Source organism: Streptomyces sp. NRRL S-646, from assembly GCF_000720765.1.
GTDB lineage: Bacteria > Actinomycetota > Actinomycetes > Streptomycetales > Streptomycetaceae > Streptomyces.
Genome location: NZ_JODC01000007.1, coordinates 52,159 through 70,643, shown reverse-complemented (window position 1 = coordinate 70,643; position 18,485 = coordinate 52,159). Strand labels below are relative to the sequence as shown.

Sequence of the window (18,485 nt, the reverse complement as noted above, 5' to 3'; positions counted from 1 at the left end):
GTCAGGCACCTTCCTCGCCGCTGCGGCGGCGCGAGAGGTGGTACGCGGCGCCGACCGAGCCCGTGATGAGGGCGAGACCCATGCCGATCTCCCTGAGGTCGAAGCCGGCGATGCTGCCGCCCACGCCGGCGTGCACACCCCGGTGGGGGTGGTCCGGGACCGGGACGGGGTCGACCGGCACCGGTCTCGGGTGGTGCGGGCGGCCGCCCACGATGGTCAGATCCGTGGATCCGCTCGCGCCGTCGCAGGAGAATGTCACCTGATACACGGCACCCGGCTTCGCGTCCCGGTCCACCACCGCCGTCGCCCAGGACCGTCCCGGCGGAATGACGACCGTGTCGAACACCACCGATGTGACCCTCGCAGGCCCCTTGCAGTCGCCGTCCCGGTTCACATGCAGCTTGACCTCGCTGCCCGCCGCGACGGTCGACGGCAGCACACTGAAGCCGAACGGCGTCATGTTGTGGCTGTCGTCTCGTGCGACGGCGACGGCGACGGGTGCGGACAGGGCGAGGGCGCAGACGCCCAGCAGAGCGGCCGAAGCAATGCGTATCGCGCGCATGGTGGTTCCTCCGGTCCCCGAGGGGCAGCTGCGGACCCGTTCCGCGGTGGGGCTGAATGCACCTCGATAACCGAAACGCTAGGAACGGGTGTCCGATCGCGCGATCGCTGTAGAGCGAATGGGGCAAACGGATGGGCCACCCAGGGGACGGCGGCGGCGTGGCGCGCTTCCCCGGGTGGCCCGTCGTGTGACGGCCTGCCGGTCAGGCCTGGATGTGTGGGAAGAGAGTGAGGAAAGGTGCCGCCGACGCCGTGATGCCCCGGGTGTAGGGCGCGTCGAAGTCCCAGATGAGGAAGAGCAGGAACGCGATCAGGGCGGAGAACAGCCCGGCGAGGACCAGTTCGCGCAGGGTGCGCCGGATCTGCAGCGCGAAGACCATGCCGATGGTGACCACGGCCCCGGCGAGCAGCCCGAACCACACCACGCCCGGCATGGTCGCCCCCATGGCGTCGGCCCGGGCGCTGCGGGCCTGGTCCGCCGCGGTGACCTGGTCCAGCAGCGGCTGGTAGGCCTGGGCCTCGAAGTCGGACTTCGGCTGGTAGTCGGTGACGTCCTGGCGGATGCGGTCGAAGAGTTCGCCGCCGCGCGCGGTGACGTGCCCGTCGTCGGCCATCGTCTTCCACTCCGTGTTCACGACGTGTCCGACATAGGCGTTGACATCGTCCCGAATGCGGTCACGGATGTCGGCCGGATAGACCCGCACCCGCTCGGAGATCTCGTGCAGCGCGACGGCCTCCGACTGCACATGGTCCTGGGCGGCACTGCGGCCCTCCCACACCCCGGCGATGGCCAGGCCCAGGACGATGGCGTACACCACTCCGATCCACATCGTCATGTACTCGATGACGTCCGGGGTCTCGCTGGGGTCCTCGTCCACGGGTGCGGCCCGGTGCCGTACGAAGGTGATGATGACCACCACGGCGCAGGCGGCCAGCATCGCGAGGGTGAGAACAAGCCATTCCGACAAGAGATTCCTCCAGGAATCAGCGCGGCCGCAGCGCGGCGACGGCGATCACGGCGGGAACCGTGATGAGCAGGACAAAGGTGACGGGTGAAGGACCGCCGCGCGGCGACCGCTTGGGTGCCGGCGCCCGGTAGTGCGGATAGGTCACCGGGGTCACGACCGGACGGGGGGTGGGCTTGGCCGACGGCTTCGGGGCGGGGGCCGGCGGCGGCGCGGCCGGGGGAGTGACGCGCGGGCGCGGTGCCGCGGGCTTCGGAGCGGGCGGGGCAGGCAACGGCGGTTCCGGCCTGGGCGTCGGCTTCGGTGTGGGGGCGGGCGCCGGAGGCGGCGGCTTCGGCTCGGGTGGCGCGGGCCTGGGCGTCGGAGTCGGTGTAGGGGTCGGTGTCGGCGTCGGTGTCGGCGTGGGCTGGGGGCAGATCGGCGGAGTCGGCCAGGCGAGGTCTCCGGCAACCGCCACGGCCTGAGTGCCGTCCGGCCCGACCGAGGCATACGCACAGGCATCGGCCACGGCGACACCGGCCGGCGCCCCCACCAGTAGCCAGGTCAGCATCGCAAGGCAGCTCAGGCGCGCCCCGTAGGGGCGCGGGGCTGCATCGATTTGCGGCTCCGCCGCGGGGCGCGACCAGCCACGAAGGCGCCACAGACGAATGACGACCGGTCGCCCCCCATCCCGCGGAGCGCCATGCACCAACGCCCTTGCATCGGAGGCAGTTTGAGTCGGTTCGGGTCCATACACGACGGAGATCATGAACCCTCGTACGCCGGGGCGCGCCGCAGTGCGCAGGGATTGGCTCGAACGGGGGACGAGGCCCGTACGGCGGTTTGATCGCCGCGCACCCCGGCGCACGAAGACACGCACGTACGTGCGATCTGCCGCACCGGTGCCACAGGATCCAAAAAGAAATTTGTGAGGCGGTTGAACACAACCGCGGGTCCCATTCGTACCCATGCTCGTGCGGCGACGCAGCAGGGCGCTGCAACACCTTTGCGATAATGGGGAGTTGACGATGAAGACCTCCTGGCGGAGCGCCTCACTCGTGGCAAGCGCTGCGGCTGTACTGGCGCTGACGACGGCGTGCGGTCAGGAAAGCGGCACGTCCGCGGTGGGCAGCCAGAACGTGGGCGCCACCGCCGCGGCGGGCGATTACGGCAGCGTGGGCGCCGGAGCCGGCGCGGGTGCGAGCGCCAGCCCCAGCAATGGCTACGGTGCCGACGGCCAGAACGCCGGGGCCCAGTCCTCGGCCGCGGGCAAGCTCGCCGTCACCCAGAACGCCGAGCTCGGCAAGGTGCTGACCGACGGCAACGGCATGACCCTGTACCGCTTCGACGAGGACACCGCCGAGCCGCCCAAGTCCAACTGCGACGGCGACTGCGCCAAGGCGTGGCCGCCGGTTGCCGCGGACGACGCCGCGGCCGGCGCGGGCATCGACAAGGCTCTGCTCGGCGAGGTCACCCGGGCCGACGGCACCAAGCAGCTGACCATCGGCGGCTGGCCGGCGTACCGCTTTGCGAAGGACACCAAGGCCGGGGACCTGGCCGGTCAGGGTGTGGGCGGCAAGTGGTTCGCGCTGGCCCCCGACGGCAAGAAGGCCACCCTGGCGAGCCTGCCCGGCCTGTCCGTCCGCAAGGACCCCAAGCTGGGTGACATCGTCGTCGACAAGAACGGCATGACGGTCTACCGCTTCCTGAAGGACGTGGCCTGGCCGAAGCCGATCTCCAACTGCACCGGTTCCTGCCTGGAGAAGTGGCCGGCGGTCGGGATCGTCTCGAAGGACGACACCAAGGGCATCGAGAAGAAGGGCCTGATGGGCTTCACCCGGCCCGACGGCGTCAAGCAGATGACCGTCGACTGCTGGCCGGCGTACACCTTCTCCGGCGACACCAAGCCAGGGGACACCAACGGTCAGGGCGTGGGCGGCACCTGGTACGCCATGGCGCCAAGCGGAAAGCCGGTCGGCGCGCCGAAGAAGTAGCCATCACCTCCCCAGGGTTGATTGCATCGGACAGCGCGTTCGGCCCCGGTCCGCCCCCTCCGCACCGCACGGAGGGGGCGGACCTTTTGGCGTTCTGCAGCTGAGGACGGCGGTTGTCGGCCCCCCGGGACGGCGCAGTACCGGGCGAATGCGGCAAGTGCCGCAGGCAGTGACCGGGAACGGACGGTCAATTTCCGTTTGGGCTCGCCCCGTTGGCGGGCGATCAGTAGCCTCAGCTCGAACACTGGATCGCCTACGCCTTGGAGAGATAGATGGAGCGTCCCGCCTGGGCCCCCCGGAGCATCGACATCTCGGTGCCCAGCGTCTCGCGGATCTACGACTACTACCTGGGCGGTTCGCACAATTTCGAGGTCGACCGGGAGGCGGCCCGCAAGGCGATGGAGTTCATGCCGGGACTCCCGAAGATCATGCAGGCGAACCGGGCGTTCATGCGGCGCGCGGTGCGCTTCGCGGTCGGCGAGGGCATCGACCAGTTCCTGGACGTCGGCTCCGGCATCCCCACCTTCGGCAACGTCCACGAGGTGGCCCAGTCGGCCGACCCCGGCGCGCGCGTGGTCTACGTCGACCACGACCCGGTCGCCGTCGCGCACAGCCAGGCCGTCCTCGCGGGCAACGACGGCACGGGAGTCGTCGCCGCCGACCTCCGCAAGCCCCAGGAGATCCTCGCGAGCCCCGAAGTGGAGCGCCTGATCGACCTGAACCGGCCAGTGGCGCTGCTTCTCGTTGCCATACTGCACTTCGTGGAAGACGCGGACGACCCGTACGAGGCGGTGGCTCAGTTGCGTGACGCGCTCGCGCCGGGCAGCCTGCTCGTTCTCACGCACGCCTCGTACGAGGGTATTCCGCTGCCGGCGGAGCGGGCCGAGGGCGCGGTGGACGTGTACAAGGACATCCGCAACCCGCTGATCATGCGCTCGCGCGACGAGATCGCGCGGTTCTTCGAGGGGTACGACATGGTGGAACCGGGACTGGTGGCGCCGCCGCTGTGGCGGCCGCAGGAGGCGCCGGAGGACGAGGATCCGTATGCCTTCTCCGGGTTCGCCGGCGTGGGGCGTACGGCGTGATCGCGGAGCCGGACGGGCAGCCGGACAGACTGCGCAGGTTCGCGACGATCTGGAGCCGGGCGGTGTTCCCGGTGACCTCGACGTCGCTGACCAGGCCGGAGTTCGAGGAACAACTCCTGCCGCTGGCCCGTCGGTTGAGCCAGGCGCTGCACACCCGCACCCTCGACGCGGGCGCGGGCAAGGCGGTCGGCGCCGCCCTGGTCGCAGCCCACTGCACCGACCCGGACGCGCTGACCCGGACCCTGGACTGCGTCGACGCCTACCTGGTGCTCTACTGCGGTGAGGACGGCGACCAGGAGGAACTGCGGGCGCGTTCCTCGCGGTTGCAGCACGCCATGGCCGCCGGGTTCGCCGAGGCGCTGCGCGAGCGGACGCTGGCCGAGCAGGAGGCGATCTCCGCGGCCGCCCTCCAGGCGCAGGGCGTCGTCGCGCAGGCCCTGCACGACACCGAGGCCCGCTTCCGCGCGGTCTTCGAGGGCGCGGCCATAGGAATCGGCATCGCCGACCTGGAGGGCAACATCCTCCAGGTCAACGGCGCCCTGCTGCGCATGTTCGGCATCACGGACACGATGGCCTACGGCCGCAAGGTCCAGGAGTGGACCCACCCCGAGGACGCGCCGCAGACCTGGAAGCTCTACGACGAGCTCGTCCGCGGCGAGCGCGAGCACTACCACGTCGAAAAGGCCTTCTACCGCCCTGACGGAACGGTCCTGTGGACCAACCTGACGGTCTCCCTGCTGCGCGACGCGGACGGCAACCCGCAGTACCAGCTCGCCCTCATGGAGGACACCACCGAGCGGCGCCTGCTCAACCTGCGACTGCGCTACGAGGCCACACACGACGCGCTCACCGGTTTGCCCAACCGCACCTTCTTCTTCGAACGCCTGGAGAAGGCGCTGGGCGCAAGCAGGGGCCAGCGCTACGGCCTGTGCTACCTCGACCTGGACGGCTTCAAGACCATCAACGACAGCCTCGGCCACGCGGCCGGCGACCGGCTGCTCGTCGAGGTCGCCGACCGGCTGCAGGGGTGTGCGACGGCACCCGGCGAGATGGTCGCCCGGCTCGGCGGCGACGAGTTCGTGGCGCTGACCACCGGCACCGACACCGAGCGCGAGGTCGACGAGCTCGCCGCCCGCATCATGAACGCCCTCATCGCCCCGATCAGCATCGACGGCCGGGAACTGACCGTGCGCGGCAGCATCGGCATCGTCGAGGGCCCCGCGGGCGAGCGCAGCCCGGCGGAAGTGCTGCGCAGCGCCGACATCACCATGTACCGGGCGAAGTCGGCTGGCGGCAACCGCTTCGAGCTCGCCGACGAGGAGGCCGACGCCCGCGCCATCACCCGGCACGGTCTGACCACCGCGCTGCCGACGGCCCTGGACCGGGGCGAGTTCTTCATCGAGTACCAGCCGCTGGTCCACCTCGGCGACGGCAGCGTGCGCGGTGCCGAGGCCCTGGTGCGCTGGCTGCACCCGCAGCACGGCATCCTCGGCCCGGACCGCTTCATCCCGCTCGCCGAACACACCGGCCTGATCGTGCCGCTCGGCCGCTGGGTCCTGGAACAGTCGGTCCGCCAGGCCCGCGAATGGCGAGAACGCTACGAAGATGCGGGCCCCCTGCGCATCAACGTCAACCTCTCGCCCTGCCAGCTCACCCACCCCGGCCTGGTCCAGGACACCGTCGACATCCTGGAACGCACGGGAGTCGACCCGGACGCGCTCTGCCTTGAGGTCACCGAGTCGGCGCTGATCGGCGCCGACGACGACCTCCTCAAGCCGCTGCGCCGGCTCGCCGAGATGGGCGTCGACATCGCCCTCGACGACTTCGGCACCGGCTACTCGAACCTGGCGAACCTGCGCCGCCTCCCGGTCAGCATCCTCAAGCTGGACCGCTCCTTCACCCAGAGCATGCAGCAGTTCCCCGCGGACCCCGTCGACCTCAAGATCGTCGAAGGGATCGTCGCGCTCGCCCACTCCCTCGACCTCGCGGTGACGGTCGAAGGCGTGGAGACCGGAGCCCAGGCCGAGCAGCTGCGGATCCTGGGCTGCGACACCGCCCAGGGCTGGTACTACGCCCGCCCGGGCCCACCGGACCGGCTGCACGAGCTGGCGCTGGTGGACGCGACGGGCTGAGCCCCGCCCGGTCCTAGGGCAGCGGCAGCGACCGCAGGGAACCGTGGGTACGGGCCATGACGACGACGTGGCCCGTGTCCCCGCCCGGCACGACGAGCACGGGGTGTTCGCCGTCCCTGGTCTGCGAGTACGCCGGGGACATGCGGGGTGCGGCGGTTCCGGTCCCTTGCGGACCGGCGTGCAGGTCGATCGTGATCACGCGGCCCCGCGTGGTGCGGTCGTTGACGGGGGTGAAGGTCACGAACCGGCCGTCGGCCACGGTGGCGTCCGCCTCGGTGGCGTACGTGCTCCACAGTTTGCGGTCGTTCTCGAGGTCGTACGCGAACCAGTTGCCCGCGCTCGTGTCCTCGGCGCCGGCCTCGTACAGCACCAGGACCCCGTCGTCGGAGATCACCCCGTGGACGGGCTTGTCGGCCGTGTTCCTCGGGGTCGGCAGCGGCCGAAGCGTCGCCGGATCCAGGCGCCGCATGCGCGCGAAGGTGTCCCCGGCGGACAACGGACTGCCGGTGCAGACCAGATAGTGGCCGCCGGTGACGAGGTGCGGGCACTCGACGCCCGTGGGGCTGGTCGCCAGGGTGTCGCCGGTGCGGGCGTCGCGGGCGGTGACCCGGGTGCCGTCGGCCGTGTAGACGCGGCCCCGGAAGGCGGCCAGGGATTCGCCCGTGCTCCAGGCCACGGTCCGGTGCCAGAGGGGTGTGCCGTCGGACGCGCGAACGGCGTCGAGGACGGGGGTGTGGGTGAAGGGATCTGCCGCTTCGAGAGCGTAGACGACTCCCTCCGCAGCGCCGATGGCGAAGTAGGTGCGGCCGGTGGGCAGTCGATGGGTCCACGCCTGCGCACCCGTCCGCAGGTTCGCCGCGCGGAGCACACCCGCTACCCCGGTCACGGCCCGTTCGTCGGCCGCGTCGACGACCAGTCCGGCGCTCTTGCCGTGGTCGCCCGCGGGCACGGTCCAGGTGATACGACCGTCGGCCCGCGAACGCCCCACGAATCCGCCGGAGTTGGTCGCGCACACCACCTGGTGCGCCGTCGCGCCGCAACTGCCGTGGGCCTCCTGGCTGGAGAGGGACGCCGTCCACGCGCGCCACGGGCCGGAGACGGACGTCGAGCTCGTCTCCGCCGTCGGCCCGGAGCCGCCGGACGGAGACGGGGCCGCCGGGCTGTTCGGTCCGCCGGACGCGGTGTTCCCCGCGCACCCCACCAGCACCAGCAGTGCCGCGCCCACCGCAACGATCCGCCGTTTCATCCCCGCCCACCCCCGTGTGAGAGAACCCCATGCTAAGACCGCTCAGCGCTCCAGCAGCATCCGCTGCAACTCCCGTGCCGCCCGCGGCGGAGCCGTGTCACTGCGGTGCGCCAGGGCGATCGTCCGATGCAGACCGGATCGCGCCGGCGGAGTGACCCGCAGCCCCCGCCCGCTCTACCCGCCTTCAACGGCGAAGACGGTGCGGGCCGCGCTCACCTGTAGCCCGGCGGCCGCGCAACCCGGTTGCGGATGCGCCGGGTTCGGGCGCGAGGATGCGTGGGTGAACGATGAAACCGACGCAGTGAACCAGGCCATCGCGGGTGAACTGAGCCTGATGGATCCCGCCGTCCGCTCCTCAGCCGAGGGCGCCCGCCTGATCGACCCCGAGTTCGTGGAGGTCGGTGCCTCGGGCCGGCGGTACACCTACGAGGAGACGATCGCCGGGCTGCCGGACAAGCCGGGGAGCGCCGTGGACGGCCCGCGCTACGAGCCGTCGGAGATCACGGGGGTCCTGCTCGCCCCAGGCCTGGTGCACCTCACGTTCGAGACGGTCTTCGAGGGCCGACGGGCCCGGCGCAGCTCCCTGTGGCGCAAACGGGACGAGGAGACGGGCTGGCGCATGTACTACCACCAGGGCACGCCGGTGCCGCCCGGGCTACCCACTTCCGACAAGGAAACCGTGGCAGAACCGCCCAGGACGAGATGCCGAAGGAGGGACGTATGGCCATACGGCCGGCGGTACGCCCGCTCACCGCTCCAACAGCATCCGCTGCAGCTCCCGAGCCGCCCGCGGCGGAGCCACATCGCTGCGGTGGGCCAGGGCGATCGTGCGGTGGAGGCCTGGGCGGGCCAGTGGAGTGACCCGTAGGCCCCGCCCGGAGCGTGTCGCGACCATGCGGGGGACGACGGCCACGCCGAGACCCGCGCGCACGAAGCCCAGTACCGCGTCCATCTCGCCGCCCTCCACCGCGAAGTCCGGCTCGAAGCCCTCGGCGCGACAGGCGGCCACGGTCAGTTCGCGCAGGTCGTAGCCGTGCCGGAACATCACCAGGGGTTCGCTCTCCAGATCGGCGATGCGCACCGTGCGCCGGCCCGGGCCGGCGGGCGCGGGTGATTCGGGGGACGACACCACCACCAGGTCCTCGCGCAGCAGCTCCACCGTCGTGAGCGCCGGGGACGGCGTCGGCAGCGGCAGGACGACCAGGGCGAGGTCGAGGGCGCCGCGGGCGAGTTCCCGTACGAGATCGTGGGAGCCGCCTTCCTCGATCAGCAGCCGGATGCCGGGATAGCGGTCGTGGAAGGAGCGCAGGACGTCGGGCAGCAGGCCCGTGCACAGGCTCGGGGTCGCGCCCAGCCGGACCCGGCCGCTGCGCAGCTGCACCAGTTCCTGCACCTCGTGCCGGGCGGTGTCCGCGTCGGCCAGGATGCGTCGGGCCAGTGGCAGCAGCGCCTCGCCCGCGTCGGTGAGGGTGATGTTGCCGCGCGCCCGCAGGAACAGATCGGCCCCGAGTTCCCGCTCCAGGGCCTTGATCTGCTGGGAGAGGGAGGGCTGCGCGACATGGACCAGGTCCGCGGCCCGGGTGAAGTGCCGGGTCTCGGCGACCGCCACGAAGTACTGGAGCTGCTGGAACTGCATCCTCGTACGATAGCTGCTTCCTATGGAATCAAGCCGGACCATGTCTTGGACCGATCGGGACCTTCGGCTCTAGCGTCTTGAGTCATGGCTCTGGCAACGCGGACGGACCGACGGCCGTCGATGGCGCGCACCGTGTGGGACAGCTCCGTCGGCAAGAAGACAGTGATGGCCGTCAGCGGCGTGATCATGCTGCTGTACCTGGTCGCCCACGTGATCGGCAATCTGAAGATCTTCTTCGGGGCCGGCGAGTTCAACCACTACGCGCACTGGCTGCGCACCGTGGGCGAGCCGTTCATGCACTACGAGTGGACGCTGTGGCTGGTCCGCGTGGTGCTGATCGTCGCCGTCGTCGCACACGCCGTCTCGGCGTACCAGCTCAGCCGCCGCGACATCAAGGCGCGGCCCAGCAAGTACGTCCACAAGAAGGCGAAGGCCAGTTACGCCACGCGCACCATGCGGTGGGGCGGGATCATCCTCGGCCTGTTCATCGTGTGGCACATCCTCGACCTGACCACCGGCACCGTGCACTCGGGCGGTTTCCAGGAGGGGCACCCGTACCAGAACGTCGTGGACACCTTCTCCACCTGGTACGGCAACGTCATCTACATCGTCGCGATGCTCGCCCTCGGCCTGCACATCCGGCACGGCTTCTGGAGCGCAGCCCAGACCCTCGGCGTCGGCAGCCGCAGCCGCGACCGCGCGCTCAAGACCGTCGCCAACGTCCTCGCACTGCTGCTCACGGCCGGCTTCATCGCCGTACCCGTGGGCGTCATGACCGGAGTGGTGAACTGAACATGACCGCTGAGTACGTGGATTACACGACCGGAGAGCCGGTCGTCGACACCAAGGCCCCCGCCGGACCGATCAACGAGCGCTGGGACAAGCGCCGTTTCGAGGCCAAGCTGGTCAACCCGGCCAACCGGCGCAAGCACACGGTGATCGTGGTGGGCACGGGTCTCGCGGGCGGCTCCGCCGGCGCCACGCTCGCCGAACAGGGCTACCACGTCGTCCAGTTCTGCTACCAGGACTCCCCGCGCCGCGCCCACTCCATCGCCGCGCAGGGCGGCATCAACGCCGCCAAGAACTACCGCAACGACGGCGACTCCATCCACCGCCTCTTCTACGACACCGTCAAGGGCGGCGACTTCCGCGCCCGCGAGTCGAACGTGCACCGGCTCGCGCAGATCTCCGTCGAGATCATCGACCAGTGCGTGGCACAGGGCGTGCCCTTCGCCCGGGAGTACGGCGGCCTGCTCGACACCCGCTCCTTCGGCGGCGTACAGGTCTCGCGGACCTTCTACGCCCGCGGCCAGACGGGCCAGCAGCTGCTGCTCGGCGCCTACCAGGCGCTCAGCCGGCAGATCGCCGCGGGCAACATCGAGATGCACCCGCGCACCGAGATGCTCGACCTGATCGTCATCGACGGGAAGGCGCGCGGCATCGTGGCGCGCGACCTGGTCACGGGCCGCATCGACACGTACTTCGCGGACGCCGTCGTCCTGGCCAGCGGCGGCTACGGAAACGTCTTCTACCTGTCGACGAACGCCATGAACTCCAACGCCACCGCCATCTGGCGGGCCCACCGGCGCGGCGCCCACTTCGCCAACCCCTGCTTCACCCAGATCCACCCCACCTGCATTCCGCGCACCGGCGACCACCAGTCCAAGCTCACCCTGATGAGCGAGTCGCTGCGCAACGACGGCCGGATCTGGGTGCCCAAGGCCAAGGGCGACGACCGGCAGCCGAACAAGATCCCCGAGGACGAGCGCGACTACTACCTCGAGCGCATCTACCCGTCCTTCGGCAACCTGGTCCCGCGCGACATCGCCTCCCGCGCCGCCAAGAACGTCTGCGACGAGGGCAGGGGCGTGGGCCCCGGCGGGCAGGGCGTCTACCTGGACTTCGCCGACGCCATCAAGCGCATGGGCCGCAAGGCGGTCGAGGAGAAGTACGGCAACCTCTTCGACATGTACGCGCGGATCACCGCCGAGGACCCCTACACCGTCCCGATGCGGATCTACCCCGCCGTGCACTACACGATGGGCGGACTGTGGGTCGACTACGACCTGCAGACCACCATCCCGGGCCTGTTCGCGATCGGCGAGGCCAACTTCTCCGACCACGGCGCGAACCGCCTCGGCGCCTCAGCACTGATGCAGGGCCTGGCCGACGGCTACTTCGTACTGCCCGCGACCATCAACGACTACCTCGCCCGCAACCCGCACCACGAGCCGGTCACCGTCCAACATCCGGTCGTCCAGGACGTGTTGGCGGAGACACAGGACCGTCTCAACCTCCTGTTGTCCGTGGACGGCGACCGTACCCCCGACTCCTTCCACCGCGAAGTCGGCGAACTGATGTGGGAGTTCTGCGGCATGGCCCGTACGGACTCCGGTCTGCGCAAGGCGCTGGAGCGCATCCCGCAGATCCGAGAGGAGTTCTGGCGGCGCATCAAGGTGCCCGGCACCGGCGAGGAGTTCAACCAGTCGCTGGAGAAGGCCAACCGTGTCGTCGACTACCTCGAGCTCGCCGAGCTCATGTGCCTCGACGCACTGCACCGCGCGGAGTCCTGCGGCGGCCACTTCCGCGAGGAGTCCCAGACCCCGGACGGTGAAGCGGCCCGCAGGGACGACGAGTTCGCGTACGCGGCCGCCTGGGAGTTCACCGGTACCGGCGAGGCTCCGACCCTGCACAAGGAAGACCTGGTCTTCGAGTACGTCCACCCCACTCAGCGGAGCTATGCATGAAGCTCACCCTGCGCGTCTGGCGGCAGCAGAACGCCCACGCCGAAGGCGCCATGTCCACGTACGAGGTGGACGGCATCTCCTCCGACATGTCGTTCCTGGAGATGCTCGACACCCTCAACGAGGAGCTCATCCTCAGGGGCGAGGACCCGGTCGCCTTCGACCACGACTGCCGCGAGGGCATCTGCGGTGCGTGTTCGCTCGTCATCAACGGCGACGCGCACGGGCCCGAGCGCACCACGACCTGCCAGCTGCACATGCGGTCCTTCCAGGACGGCGACACGATCGACATCGAACCGTGGCGGGCCTCCGCCTTCCCGGTGATCAAGGACCTGGTGGTGGACCGGTCGGCGTTCGACCGGATCATCCAGTCCGGCGGCTACATCACCGCCCCGACCGGCTCGGCACCCGAGGCCCACGCCACACCCGTACCCAAGCCGGACGCCGACTTCGCCTTCGAGCACGCCGAGTGCATCGGCTGCGGGGCGTGCGTGGCGGCCTGCCCGAACGGGGCGGCGATGCTGTTCACCTCCGCCAAGATCAACCACCTGAACGTGCTGCCGCAGGGCGCGCCCGAACGCGAGACGCGGGTGCTGGACATGGTGGCGCAGATGGACGAAGAGGGCTTCGGTGGCTGCACCTTGACCGGGGAGTGCGCCACTGCCTGCCCGAAGGGCATTCCGTTGGTGTCCATCACGAGCATGAACAAGGAGTGGCTGCGGGCTGCGCGGAAGGCGGCGAAGCGCTAACAAGGAACGTTCGCCGGACGTGCGGACGGGCGGGGCCGGGAGTGGTGCTCCCCGGCCCCGTCTCGCACGTGTGCGGTCTGTAAGGTGGGGAGTTCTGCGAGCGCCGCGTGGCCACGAAGTGAACAGCACCGCCCGGCGCCCCATCTGAGCGAGTCGTTCAACAAGCCCACACCCGCTCTCTCTGCGCCTGTCACGCGAAGGTCAGCCGGCATCGGAAGAACAGGGGCGGCAGATCATGCGCCAACGGTCTGCTCCCGCTCCGCCGTCCCCGGCCGTCGACCTGGAGAGAGCCATGACCGGCGTCACCACCCTGGACCGTCCCCCGAAGCCCGCCGCACCCACCCGCTACACCGTCACCCTCGCCCGCGACGAGGCCGACGTGCGTGCCGCGCAGCGGCTGCGGCACGATGTCTTCGCCGGCGAGATGGGGGCCCTGCTGGCCACCCCGCAGCCGGGCTACGACATCGACGCCTTCGACGCGTACTGCGACCATCTGCTGGTGCGCGAGGAGGTGTCCGGCCAGGTCGTCGGCACGTACCGGCTGCTGCCGCCGGAGCGCGCCGCGGTCGCCGGACGGCTGTACTCCGAGGGCGAGTTCGACCTGACCGCGCTCGACGCGATCCGCCCCGGCCTGGTCGAGGTCGGCCGCTCCTGCGTCCACCCCGACCACCGCGACGGCGCCGTCATCAGCCTCATCTGGGCCGGGATCGCCCGCTACATGGTGGACCGCGGCCACGAGTGGCTGGCCGGCTGCTGCTCCATCCCGCTCGCCGACGGCGGCGCGCTCGCCTCCGCCACCTGGGAGAAGGTGCGGGGCAAGTACCTGGCCCCGGAGGAGTTCCGGGTACGGCCGCTGCTGCCCTGGGTCCCGGACGGCGCGACGCCGGCCGCCGCCTCCGCCGAACTGCCCGCCCTGCTGCGCGGCTACCTCCGCCTCGGCGCCTGGGTGTGCGCGCAGCCCGCCCACGACCCGGACTTCGGGGTCGCCGACCTGTATGTGCTGCTGTCGATGCGCCGGGTCAACCCGCGCTATCTGCGGCACTTCCTCTCCCTCGTGCCCGCCTGATGAGCGTCTGGCAGCCCAGCGCGCCCTGCACCCCGGGGGCGTGCATAGAGGCGGCGGGGTCCGCCACGGCCGTACCGCGCGCCGTGCTGCGGATGGCGGCAGTCGTGACCCTGGTGCTTGCCGGGGTCGTGCTGTCGCCGCTCGGCGGGAGGATCCCCGCCGAGCTGGTGAAGCGGTGGTGCCGGTGGATCGTGCGGGCCGCAGGGGTCCAGGTCCGTATCACCGGCACCACCGCGCCCACCGGGGGACTGCTCCTGGTCGCCAACCACATCTCCTGGCTGGACATCCCGCTGCTTGCCGCCGTCCGCCCGGCCCGCATGCTCGCCAAGTCCGACATCCGGGACTGGCCCGTGGCCGGCCCCCTGGCGGCCCGTGGCGGCGCCCTGTTCATCGACCGCAACCGGCTGCGTGCCCTGCCGGAAACCGTCGCCCGCATCGCGGACGCGCTGCGCGAAGGGCAGGCCGTCGGGGTCTTCCCCGAGGGCAGCACCTGGTGCGGACGCGCCCAGGGCACCTTCCGCCGCGCCGTCTTCCAGGCCGCCCTCGACGCGGGCGTTCCCGTACAGCCGGTACGTCTGCACTACCGGATCGCCGGGGGTACGGCCAGCACGGCGCCCGCCTTCATCGGCGAGGACTCGCTGCTGGCGTCGGTGTGGCGGGTGGTGTCGGCGCGGGGGCTGGTGGCCGAGGTCGAGGTACGGGACGCCATCGCGCCCGGCAGCCACCCGGACCGCCGCTCACTGGCCCGCGCCGCCCAGCCGGGGACGACGGTTCAAGCGGACTGGATCCACGCGGCGCTGGTGGCCTAGCGCGTGTCTCTTTGACGGGTTGATCAGTTGCGCCGCGGTGACCGACCGGGCCTTTCCGTCCCGCGCCGTCGACCATCTCGGCCACCGCCTGCGGACGCGTTCAGTGCTGTACTGCGAGTCCGGGGCAGTGGCGCCGCATCGCGTCCAGGACCGCCCCAGGCGGCACCGGCAAGGTGTTCGTGGCCATGTTGGCCGGACCGAAGCCGAGACGTGCGTTCATGGACGCGGTGCTGCGGACGAGCTTGGGTGCCCGAGCCAGATAGGCGTCCGGGTCGTGCAGCACCAGCTCGATGAACAACTGCGAGGTGTTGCGCACCCACTGCTCGCGTATCCGCACGGCGGCTATCTCGTCCCAGCCGAACCGGCCCAGCCTCACGTGGTCCACTCCCGCGTCGTCCAGCACCAACTCGGGTCGGTCGCGGAGCAGGCGCTGGACGATGATCACCGAGCACAACCCGAAGAAGGGCACGGCCACAGCCCCCGCCACAGTCATCTTCAAGGTGCTGTGGGCGACCAGGAAAGCAATGCCCAGGGCGACGAAGACCAGGGAGCCGGCCAGCATGGCCCACACACGTCCCTTCGCGACCGGGTAGACCGTCGGGGGCAGTGGAACGCTGTTTCTGATCACGGGCTCAGACGATAGGACCAGAGCCCTCGTCAGCGGAAGCTTTTTCCGGGACCGTCCGGTGCACGCTCCGGCCGCCCGGCCCGTCCCGCAGCGCCCGGATCAGGGGGCAGCCCGGCTGACCTCGCTGACGAGGTCCGGGGTGGCGATGCCGACCGGCTGCCCGAAGAACTCCGCGGCCGCCTGCCGTGCGGCCGTCGGATCCGTGCCCGGCCACAGGTGGGTGAGCAGGAGCCGGGCAGCGCCCGCCTGGTGGGCGTACTGTCCGGCCAGACGTGCGGTCAGCAGGTAGGGGGCATCGTCGGCCGGCGCCTCGTGGACGTAGGTGGCCTCCGACAGGAACAGGTCGGCGCCCTCTGCAAGGCGCAGGATGTCGGCGCTGGGGCCGGTGTCGCCGGTGTAGGCGAGCACGCCGCCCGGGGTGCTGAGCCGGATGCCGGCATTGGGCACGAAGTGGGGCAGCAGCCAAGTGTCGGCCGTGAACGGGCCAACCGCGAAACGGTCGCCGGGGGTGAACTCCTGCAGCCGGTACGCCGACGCGAGCATGCGCGGCTTGTCGAGCGCCAGGACCGCGTCGAGGGCCCCGTGCGGGGCGTACACGGGCAGGGGCGGCGGAGGATCGTCGCTCAGCCCGCGGGCCCGGAGCAGGGGGTTGAGGTCGGCGCAGTGGTCGGGGTGCCCGTGGCTGACCAGCACGGCGTCGACCGCGTCGACGGTGTGGTGGTGCAGCAGGCGGGGCAGGCTGGCGTAGCCGGGATCGACCAGCAGGCGGAACCCGTCGTGCTCGACGAGATAGCCGCTGCATGCCTGGACCGCCGTGGGCCAGGCGCCGCAGCCGCCGAGAACCGTCAGTCGCATGTCACGAGACCCTATCCAGTCGCATGCAGGAGCCCCCGATGCGAGGCCCGGAAACCCGGAAGACGGGCCGCACCGCCCCCTGTTAGCGTTCCCCCATGAAGGTCAGGACCTGTTGTACCCACACCGCAGCCGCGCGAGCGACCAGCTCCCCGGCTGCCGACGCCTGACCTCTCCACCTTTCCCCGGCGGCCGGAAACGGATCGCCGGGATGTGGTGCCACTCCTCTGCGCAGGCTCGCAGGGCTCGCAGGCGGCTCCCGCGGTCCCTTCCGGTCCCCATGACCCGAACGGACACCGCCATGAACACCGACCAGACCGTGCGCACGTTCACCGACTTCTACCGTGAACGCGGCCACCACCTCATCACCGGAAGCTCCCTCCTGCCGCCGCCCTCGGACCCGGTGCTGTTCACCACCTCCGGCATGCACCCCCTCACGCCCTACCTGCAGGGCCGCCCCCATCCCCAGGGACGGCGCCTGATCAACGTCCAGCGCTGCCTGCGCACGACCGATCTCGACGAGATCGGCGACTCCACCCACCTGACGGTCTTCGAGATGCTCGGCTCGTGGTCGCTCGGCGACTACGGCCACCCACAGAGCCTGCGCTGGGGATACGAACTGCTGCGCGACGGATTCGGCATTCCGCAGGAGCGGCTGCACGTCACGGTCTTCGGCGGCGACGACCAGGTCGGCCCCGACGCCGAATCACTGCGCACCTGGCAGGAGTTGGGGCTGCCGGTGGAGCTCACCGACGACGAGAACTGGTGGTCCAACGGCCCCGTCGGCCCCTGCGGCCCGGACTCGGAGATCTTCGTCTGGACCGGCGACATCGGCACCCCACCCCAGGGCACCCCCACCACCGACCCCCGCTGGGTGGAGATCTGGAACCACGTCAACATGCGCTACCGACGCAATGAGGACGGCACCCTCGAACCCCTGCCCCAGTCCTCCATCGACACGGGGATGGGCCTGGAACGCCTGACGACCGTCCTGCAAGGACACCGCTCGGTCTACGACACGGACCTGTTCGAACCGTGGCTGCGGCTGCTCCCGCCGCTGTGGGACCTGGACGAGCCCTCGACCCGTCTCGTCTGCGACCACCTGCGCTCGGGCATCGTCGTACTCGGCGACGGCGTACGCCCGTCCAACACCGGCCGCGGTCACGTACTTCGCCGCCTCATCCGCCGCCTCCTCACCACACTGCGCCGGGACGACCCCTCACGCACCCTGACCGACCTGCCCCTGGAACTCGTGGACCACACCCTGAACCACTTCCATCAGCCCTGCGGAACCGACAACGTCCGCAGACTCCTCCTGGACGAGGAACAGCGCTTCACCCAGCTCCTCGAACGCGGCCAACGCGTGCTCTCCCGGCGGCAGTTCAAGGGCCCGCTGAGGGATGAGGACTACCACTACCTCCACGACACCCACGGCCTGCCGCGCGACCTGGTGGCCGGTCTGCTGTCCGGGGACTGACAGGTGAGGTGGCGGTATTGCCTGCGCTGTACATTGCCCGCATGCAGCGGATCTTGGTGGTGGGTGTCACGGGGGCGGGCAAGTCCACGCTCGCGCGGGCCGTGAGTGAGCGCCTGGATGTGCCCTACCACGAGATGGACGCGATGTATTTCGTCGGCCCCGACTGGGCAGTCAACGACAGGCTGGGCGAGGCGGTGTCACGCATCCTGGCCCAACCCCGCTGGATCATCGACAGCATCGGCTACCCGGAGGTCCGTGACCTGCTCTGGGAGCAGGCCGACACCGTGCTCTGGCTGGACTACGGCAAGTGCGTCGTGATGCCGCGCGTCCTTCGCCGCTCCCTGCGGCGCACGGTGACCCGCGAGCGTGTCTTCGGTGGCAACAGGGAGACCTGGGCGGGCTGGCTCAGCAGGGAACACCCGGTGTGGTGGGCCTGGTCCCAGCACGCGGGCCGCCGCAGCGAGATCGCACGGCGCACCAGCGATCCTCGCTTCGCGCCCCTCCGCACGGTCCGGTTCCCGCACCCCGACGACACCGCCGCATGGTTGGCAGCCCTGTGATG

Annotated in this window: 18 protein-coding genes and 2 pseudogenes; 12 read left to right on the top strand and 8 right to left on the bottom strand. The window is 70.6% G+C overall.

Annotated features, from left to right (window positions below):
• Nucleotide 1: 1 nt before the first annotated feature.
• The 3 genes from IH68_RS0115855 to IH68_RS57105 form a co-directional block, all read right to left on the bottom strand.
• Complete coding sequence (locus IH68_RS0115855) at nucleotides 2-562, bottom strand: hypothetical protein (RefSeq protein ID WP_030935126.1); 561 nt, start codon at nucleotides 560-562, stop codon at nucleotides 2-4.
• 202 nt (nucleotides 563-764) lie between these two features.
• On the bottom strand, nucleotides 765-1,529 hold the full coding sequence (locus IH68_RS0115850) for a DUF4239 domain-containing protein (RefSeq protein WP_078912474.1): 765 nt from the start codon (nucleotides 1,527-1,529) through the stop codon (nucleotides 765-767).
• Nucleotides 1,530-1,545: 16 nt separating this feature from the next.
• Nucleotides 1,546-1,683, bottom strand: a complete 138-nt coding sequence (locus IH68_RS57105) for a hypothetical protein (protein ID WP_199931883.1) — start codon at nucleotides 1,681-1,683, stop codon at nucleotides 1,546-1,548.
• A gap of 19 nt (nucleotides 1,684-1,702) precedes the next feature.
• On the opposite strand from IH68_RS57105, the gene IH68_RS57100 reads away from it, so the two are divergent.
• The 4 genes from IH68_RS57100 to IH68_RS0115825 all read left to right on the top strand — a co-directional run bounded on the left by IH68_RS57100 (nucleotide 1,703) and on the right by IH68_RS0115825 (nucleotide 6,716).
• Nucleotides 1,703-1,990 carry a hypothetical protein gene (locus IH68_RS57100; protein WP_199931882.1) on the top strand — a complete coding sequence of 96 codons (288 nt, stop codon included), beginning with the start codon at nucleotides 1,703-1,705 and terminating at the stop codon, nucleotides 1,988-1,990.
• Nucleotides 1,991-2,533: 543 nt separating this feature from the next.
• Nucleotides 2,534-3,499: an SCO0930 family lipoprotein gene (locus IH68_RS0115835; RefSeq protein WP_030935112.1), complete on the top strand. Its 966-nt coding sequence runs from the start codon at nucleotides 2,534-2,536 to the stop codon at nucleotides 3,497-3,499.
• Nucleotides 3,500-3,771: 272 nt separating this feature from the next.
• Nucleotides 3,772-4,584, top strand: coding sequence for an SAM-dependent methyltransferase (locus tag IH68_RS0115830; RefSeq protein ID WP_030935110.1), 813 nt, complete (start codon nucleotides 3,772-3,774; stop codon nucleotides 4,582-4,584).
• On the top strand, nucleotides 4,581-6,716 hold the full coding sequence (locus tag IH68_RS0115825) for a putative bifunctional diguanylate cyclase/phosphodiesterase (protein ID WP_030935109.1): 2,136 nt from the start codon (nucleotides 4,581-4,583) through the stop codon (nucleotides 6,714-6,716). The genes IH68_RS0115830 and IH68_RS0115825 overlap by 4 nt, the downstream gene beginning before the upstream one ends.
• Before the next feature lie 13 nt (nucleotides 6,717-6,729).
• Here IH68_RS0115825 and IH68_RS0115820 read toward each other — a convergent pair whose 3' ends face one another.
• The gene (locus IH68_RS0115820; protein WP_030935106.1) at nucleotides 6,730-7,962 is read right to left on the bottom strand and encodes a PQQ-binding-like beta-propeller repeat protein; all 1,233 of its coding nucleotides are present in this window, start codon (nucleotides 7,960-7,962) and stop codon (nucleotides 6,730-6,732) included.
• 42 nt (nucleotides 7,963-8,004) lie between these two features.
• Nucleotides 8,005-8,136: pseudogene (locus IH68_RS55195) on the bottom strand (LysR family transcriptional regulator); the annotation flags it as partial.
• Nucleotides 8,137-8,296: 160 nt separating this feature from the next.
• On the opposite strand from IH68_RS55195, the pseudogene IH68_RS53100 reads away from it, so the two are divergent.
• Nucleotides 8,297-8,617: pseudogene (locus tag IH68_RS53100) on the top strand (DUF4440 domain-containing protein); the annotation flags it as partial.
• Nucleotides 8,618-8,710: 93 nt separating this feature from the next.
• Here IH68_RS53100 and IH68_RS0115815 read toward each other — a convergent pair.
• A complete protein-coding gene (locus IH68_RS0115815; RefSeq protein ID WP_030935103.1) occupies nucleotides 8,711-9,598 on the bottom strand; it encodes a LysR family transcriptional regulator in 888 nt (295 codons plus the stop codon).
• 120 nt (nucleotides 9,599-9,718) lie between these two features.
• Between IH68_RS0115815 and IH68_RS0115810 the strand changes: the two genes are divergently transcribed.
• The 5 genes from IH68_RS0115810 (at nucleotide 9,719) to IH68_RS0115790 (ending at nucleotide 14,966) form a co-directional block, all read left to right on the top strand.
• A complete protein-coding gene (locus IH68_RS0115810; protein WP_030935099.1) occupies nucleotides 9,719-10,390 on the top strand; it encodes a succinate dehydrogenase in 672 nt (223 codons plus the stop codon).
• A gap of 2 nt (nucleotides 10,391-10,392) precedes the next feature.
• The gene (locus tag IH68_RS0115805; protein ID WP_030935085.1) at nucleotides 10,393-12,345 is read left to right on the top strand and encodes a fumarate reductase/succinate dehydrogenase flavoprotein subunit; all 1,953 of its coding nucleotides are present in this window, start codon (nucleotides 10,393-10,395) and stop codon (nucleotides 12,343-12,345) included.
• A complete protein-coding gene (locus IH68_RS0115800; RefSeq protein WP_030935084.1) occupies nucleotides 12,342-13,091 on the top strand; it encodes a succinate dehydrogenase/fumarate reductase iron-sulfur subunit in 750 nt (249 codons plus the stop codon). Before IH68_RS0115805 ends, IH68_RS0115800 begins: the two co-directional genes overlap by 4 nt.
• Before the next feature lie 292 nt (nucleotides 13,092-13,383).
• Entirely contained in the window at nucleotides 13,384-14,157 is a 774-nt protein-coding gene (locus IH68_RS0115795; RefSeq protein ID WP_030935081.1) for a GNAT family N-acetyltransferase, read from the top strand.
• Nucleotides 14,157-14,966, top strand: coding sequence for a lysophospholipid acyltransferase family protein (locus IH68_RS0115790; protein ID WP_030935078.1), 810 nt, complete (start codon nucleotides 14,157-14,159; stop codon nucleotides 14,964-14,966). The genes IH68_RS0115795 and IH68_RS0115790 overlap by 1 nt, the downstream gene beginning before the upstream one ends.
• Before the next feature lie 100 nt (nucleotides 14,967-15,066).
• Here IH68_RS0115790 and IH68_RS0115785 read toward each other — a convergent pair whose 3' ends face one another.
• A complete protein-coding gene (locus IH68_RS0115785) occupies nucleotides 15,067-15,594 on the bottom strand; it encodes an STM3941 family protein (RefSeq protein ID WP_234341373.1) in 528 nt (175 codons plus the stop codon).
• 99 nt (nucleotides 15,595-15,693) lie between these two features.
• Complete coding sequence (locus IH68_RS0115780) at nucleotides 15,694-16,449, bottom strand: MBL fold metallo-hydrolase (protein WP_030935072.1); 756 nt, start codon at nucleotides 16,447-16,449, stop codon at nucleotides 15,694-15,696.
• 298 nt (nucleotides 16,450-16,747) lie between these two features.
• On the opposite strand from IH68_RS0115780, the gene IH68_RS0115775 reads away from it, so the two are divergent.
• Nucleotides 16,748-17,923, top strand: coding sequence for an alanine--tRNA ligase-related protein (locus IH68_RS0115775; protein ID WP_030935069.1), 1,176 nt, complete (start codon nucleotides 16,748-16,750; stop codon nucleotides 17,921-17,923).
• Between the two features lie 41 nt (nucleotides 17,924-17,964).
• Nucleotides 17,965-18,483, top strand: coding sequence for an AAA family ATPase (locus IH68_RS0115770; RefSeq protein ID WP_030935047.1), 519 nt, complete (start codon nucleotides 17,965-17,967; stop codon nucleotides 18,481-18,483).
• Nucleotides 18,484-18,485 lie beyond the last annotated feature (2 nt).

What these genes read in the sequence shown, in the direction of transcription:
- IH68_RS0115815 (WP_030935103.1), bottom strand. Translation starts at nt 9,598, where the DNA reads ATGCAGTTCCAGCAGCTCCAGTACTTCGTGGCGGTCGCCGAGACCCGG.
- IH68_RS0115770 (WP_030935047.1), top strand. Translation starts at nt 17,965, where the DNA reads ATGCAGCGGATCTTGGTGGTGGGTGTCACGGGGGCGGGCAAGTCCACG.
- IH68_RS0115805 (WP_030935085.1), top strand. Translation starts at nt 10,393, where the DNA reads ATGACCGCTGAGTACGTGGATTACACGACCGGAGAGCCGGTCGTCGAC.
- IH68_RS0115790 (WP_030935078.1), top strand. Translation starts at nt 14,157, where the DNA reads ATGAGCGTCTGGCAGCCCAGCGCGCCCTGCACCCCGGGGGCGTGCATA.
- IH68_RS0115780 (WP_030935072.1), bottom strand. Translation starts at nt 16,449, where the DNA reads ATGCGACTGACGGTTCTCGGCGGCTGCGGCGCCTGGCCCACGGCGGTC.
- IH68_RS0115800 (WP_030935084.1), top strand. Translation starts at nt 12,342, where the DNA reads ATGAAGCTCACCCTGCGCGTCTGGCGGCAGCAGAACGCCCACGCCGAA.
- IH68_RS0115835 (WP_030935112.1), top strand. Translation starts at nt 2,534, where the DNA reads ATGAAGACCTCCTGGCGGAGCGCCTCACTCGTGGCAAGCGCTGCGGCT.
- IH68_RS0115855 (WP_030935126.1), bottom strand. Translation starts at nt 562, where the DNA reads ATGCGCGCGATACGCATTGCTTCGGCCGCTCTGCTGGGCGTCTGCGCC.
- IH68_RS0115830 (WP_030935110.1), top strand. Translation starts at nt 3,772, where the DNA reads ATGGAGCGTCCCGCCTGGGCCCCCCGGAGCATCGACATCTCGGTGCCC.
- IH68_RS0115810 (WP_030935099.1), top strand. Translation starts at nt 9,719, where the DNA reads ATGGCGCGCACCGTGTGGGACAGCTCCGTCGGCAAGAAGACAGTGATG.
- IH68_RS0115795 (WP_030935081.1), top strand. Translation starts at nt 13,384, where the DNA reads ATGACCGGCGTCACCACCCTGGACCGTCCCCCGAAGCCCGCCGCACCC.
- IH68_RS0115775 (WP_030935069.1), top strand. Translation starts at nt 16,748, where the DNA reads ATGAACACCGACCAGACCGTGCGCACGTTCACCGACTTCTACCGTGAA.
- IH68_RS0115820 (WP_030935106.1), bottom strand. Translation starts at nt 7,962, where the DNA reads ATGAAACGGCGGATCGTTGCGGTGGGCGCGGCACTGCTGGTGCTGGTG.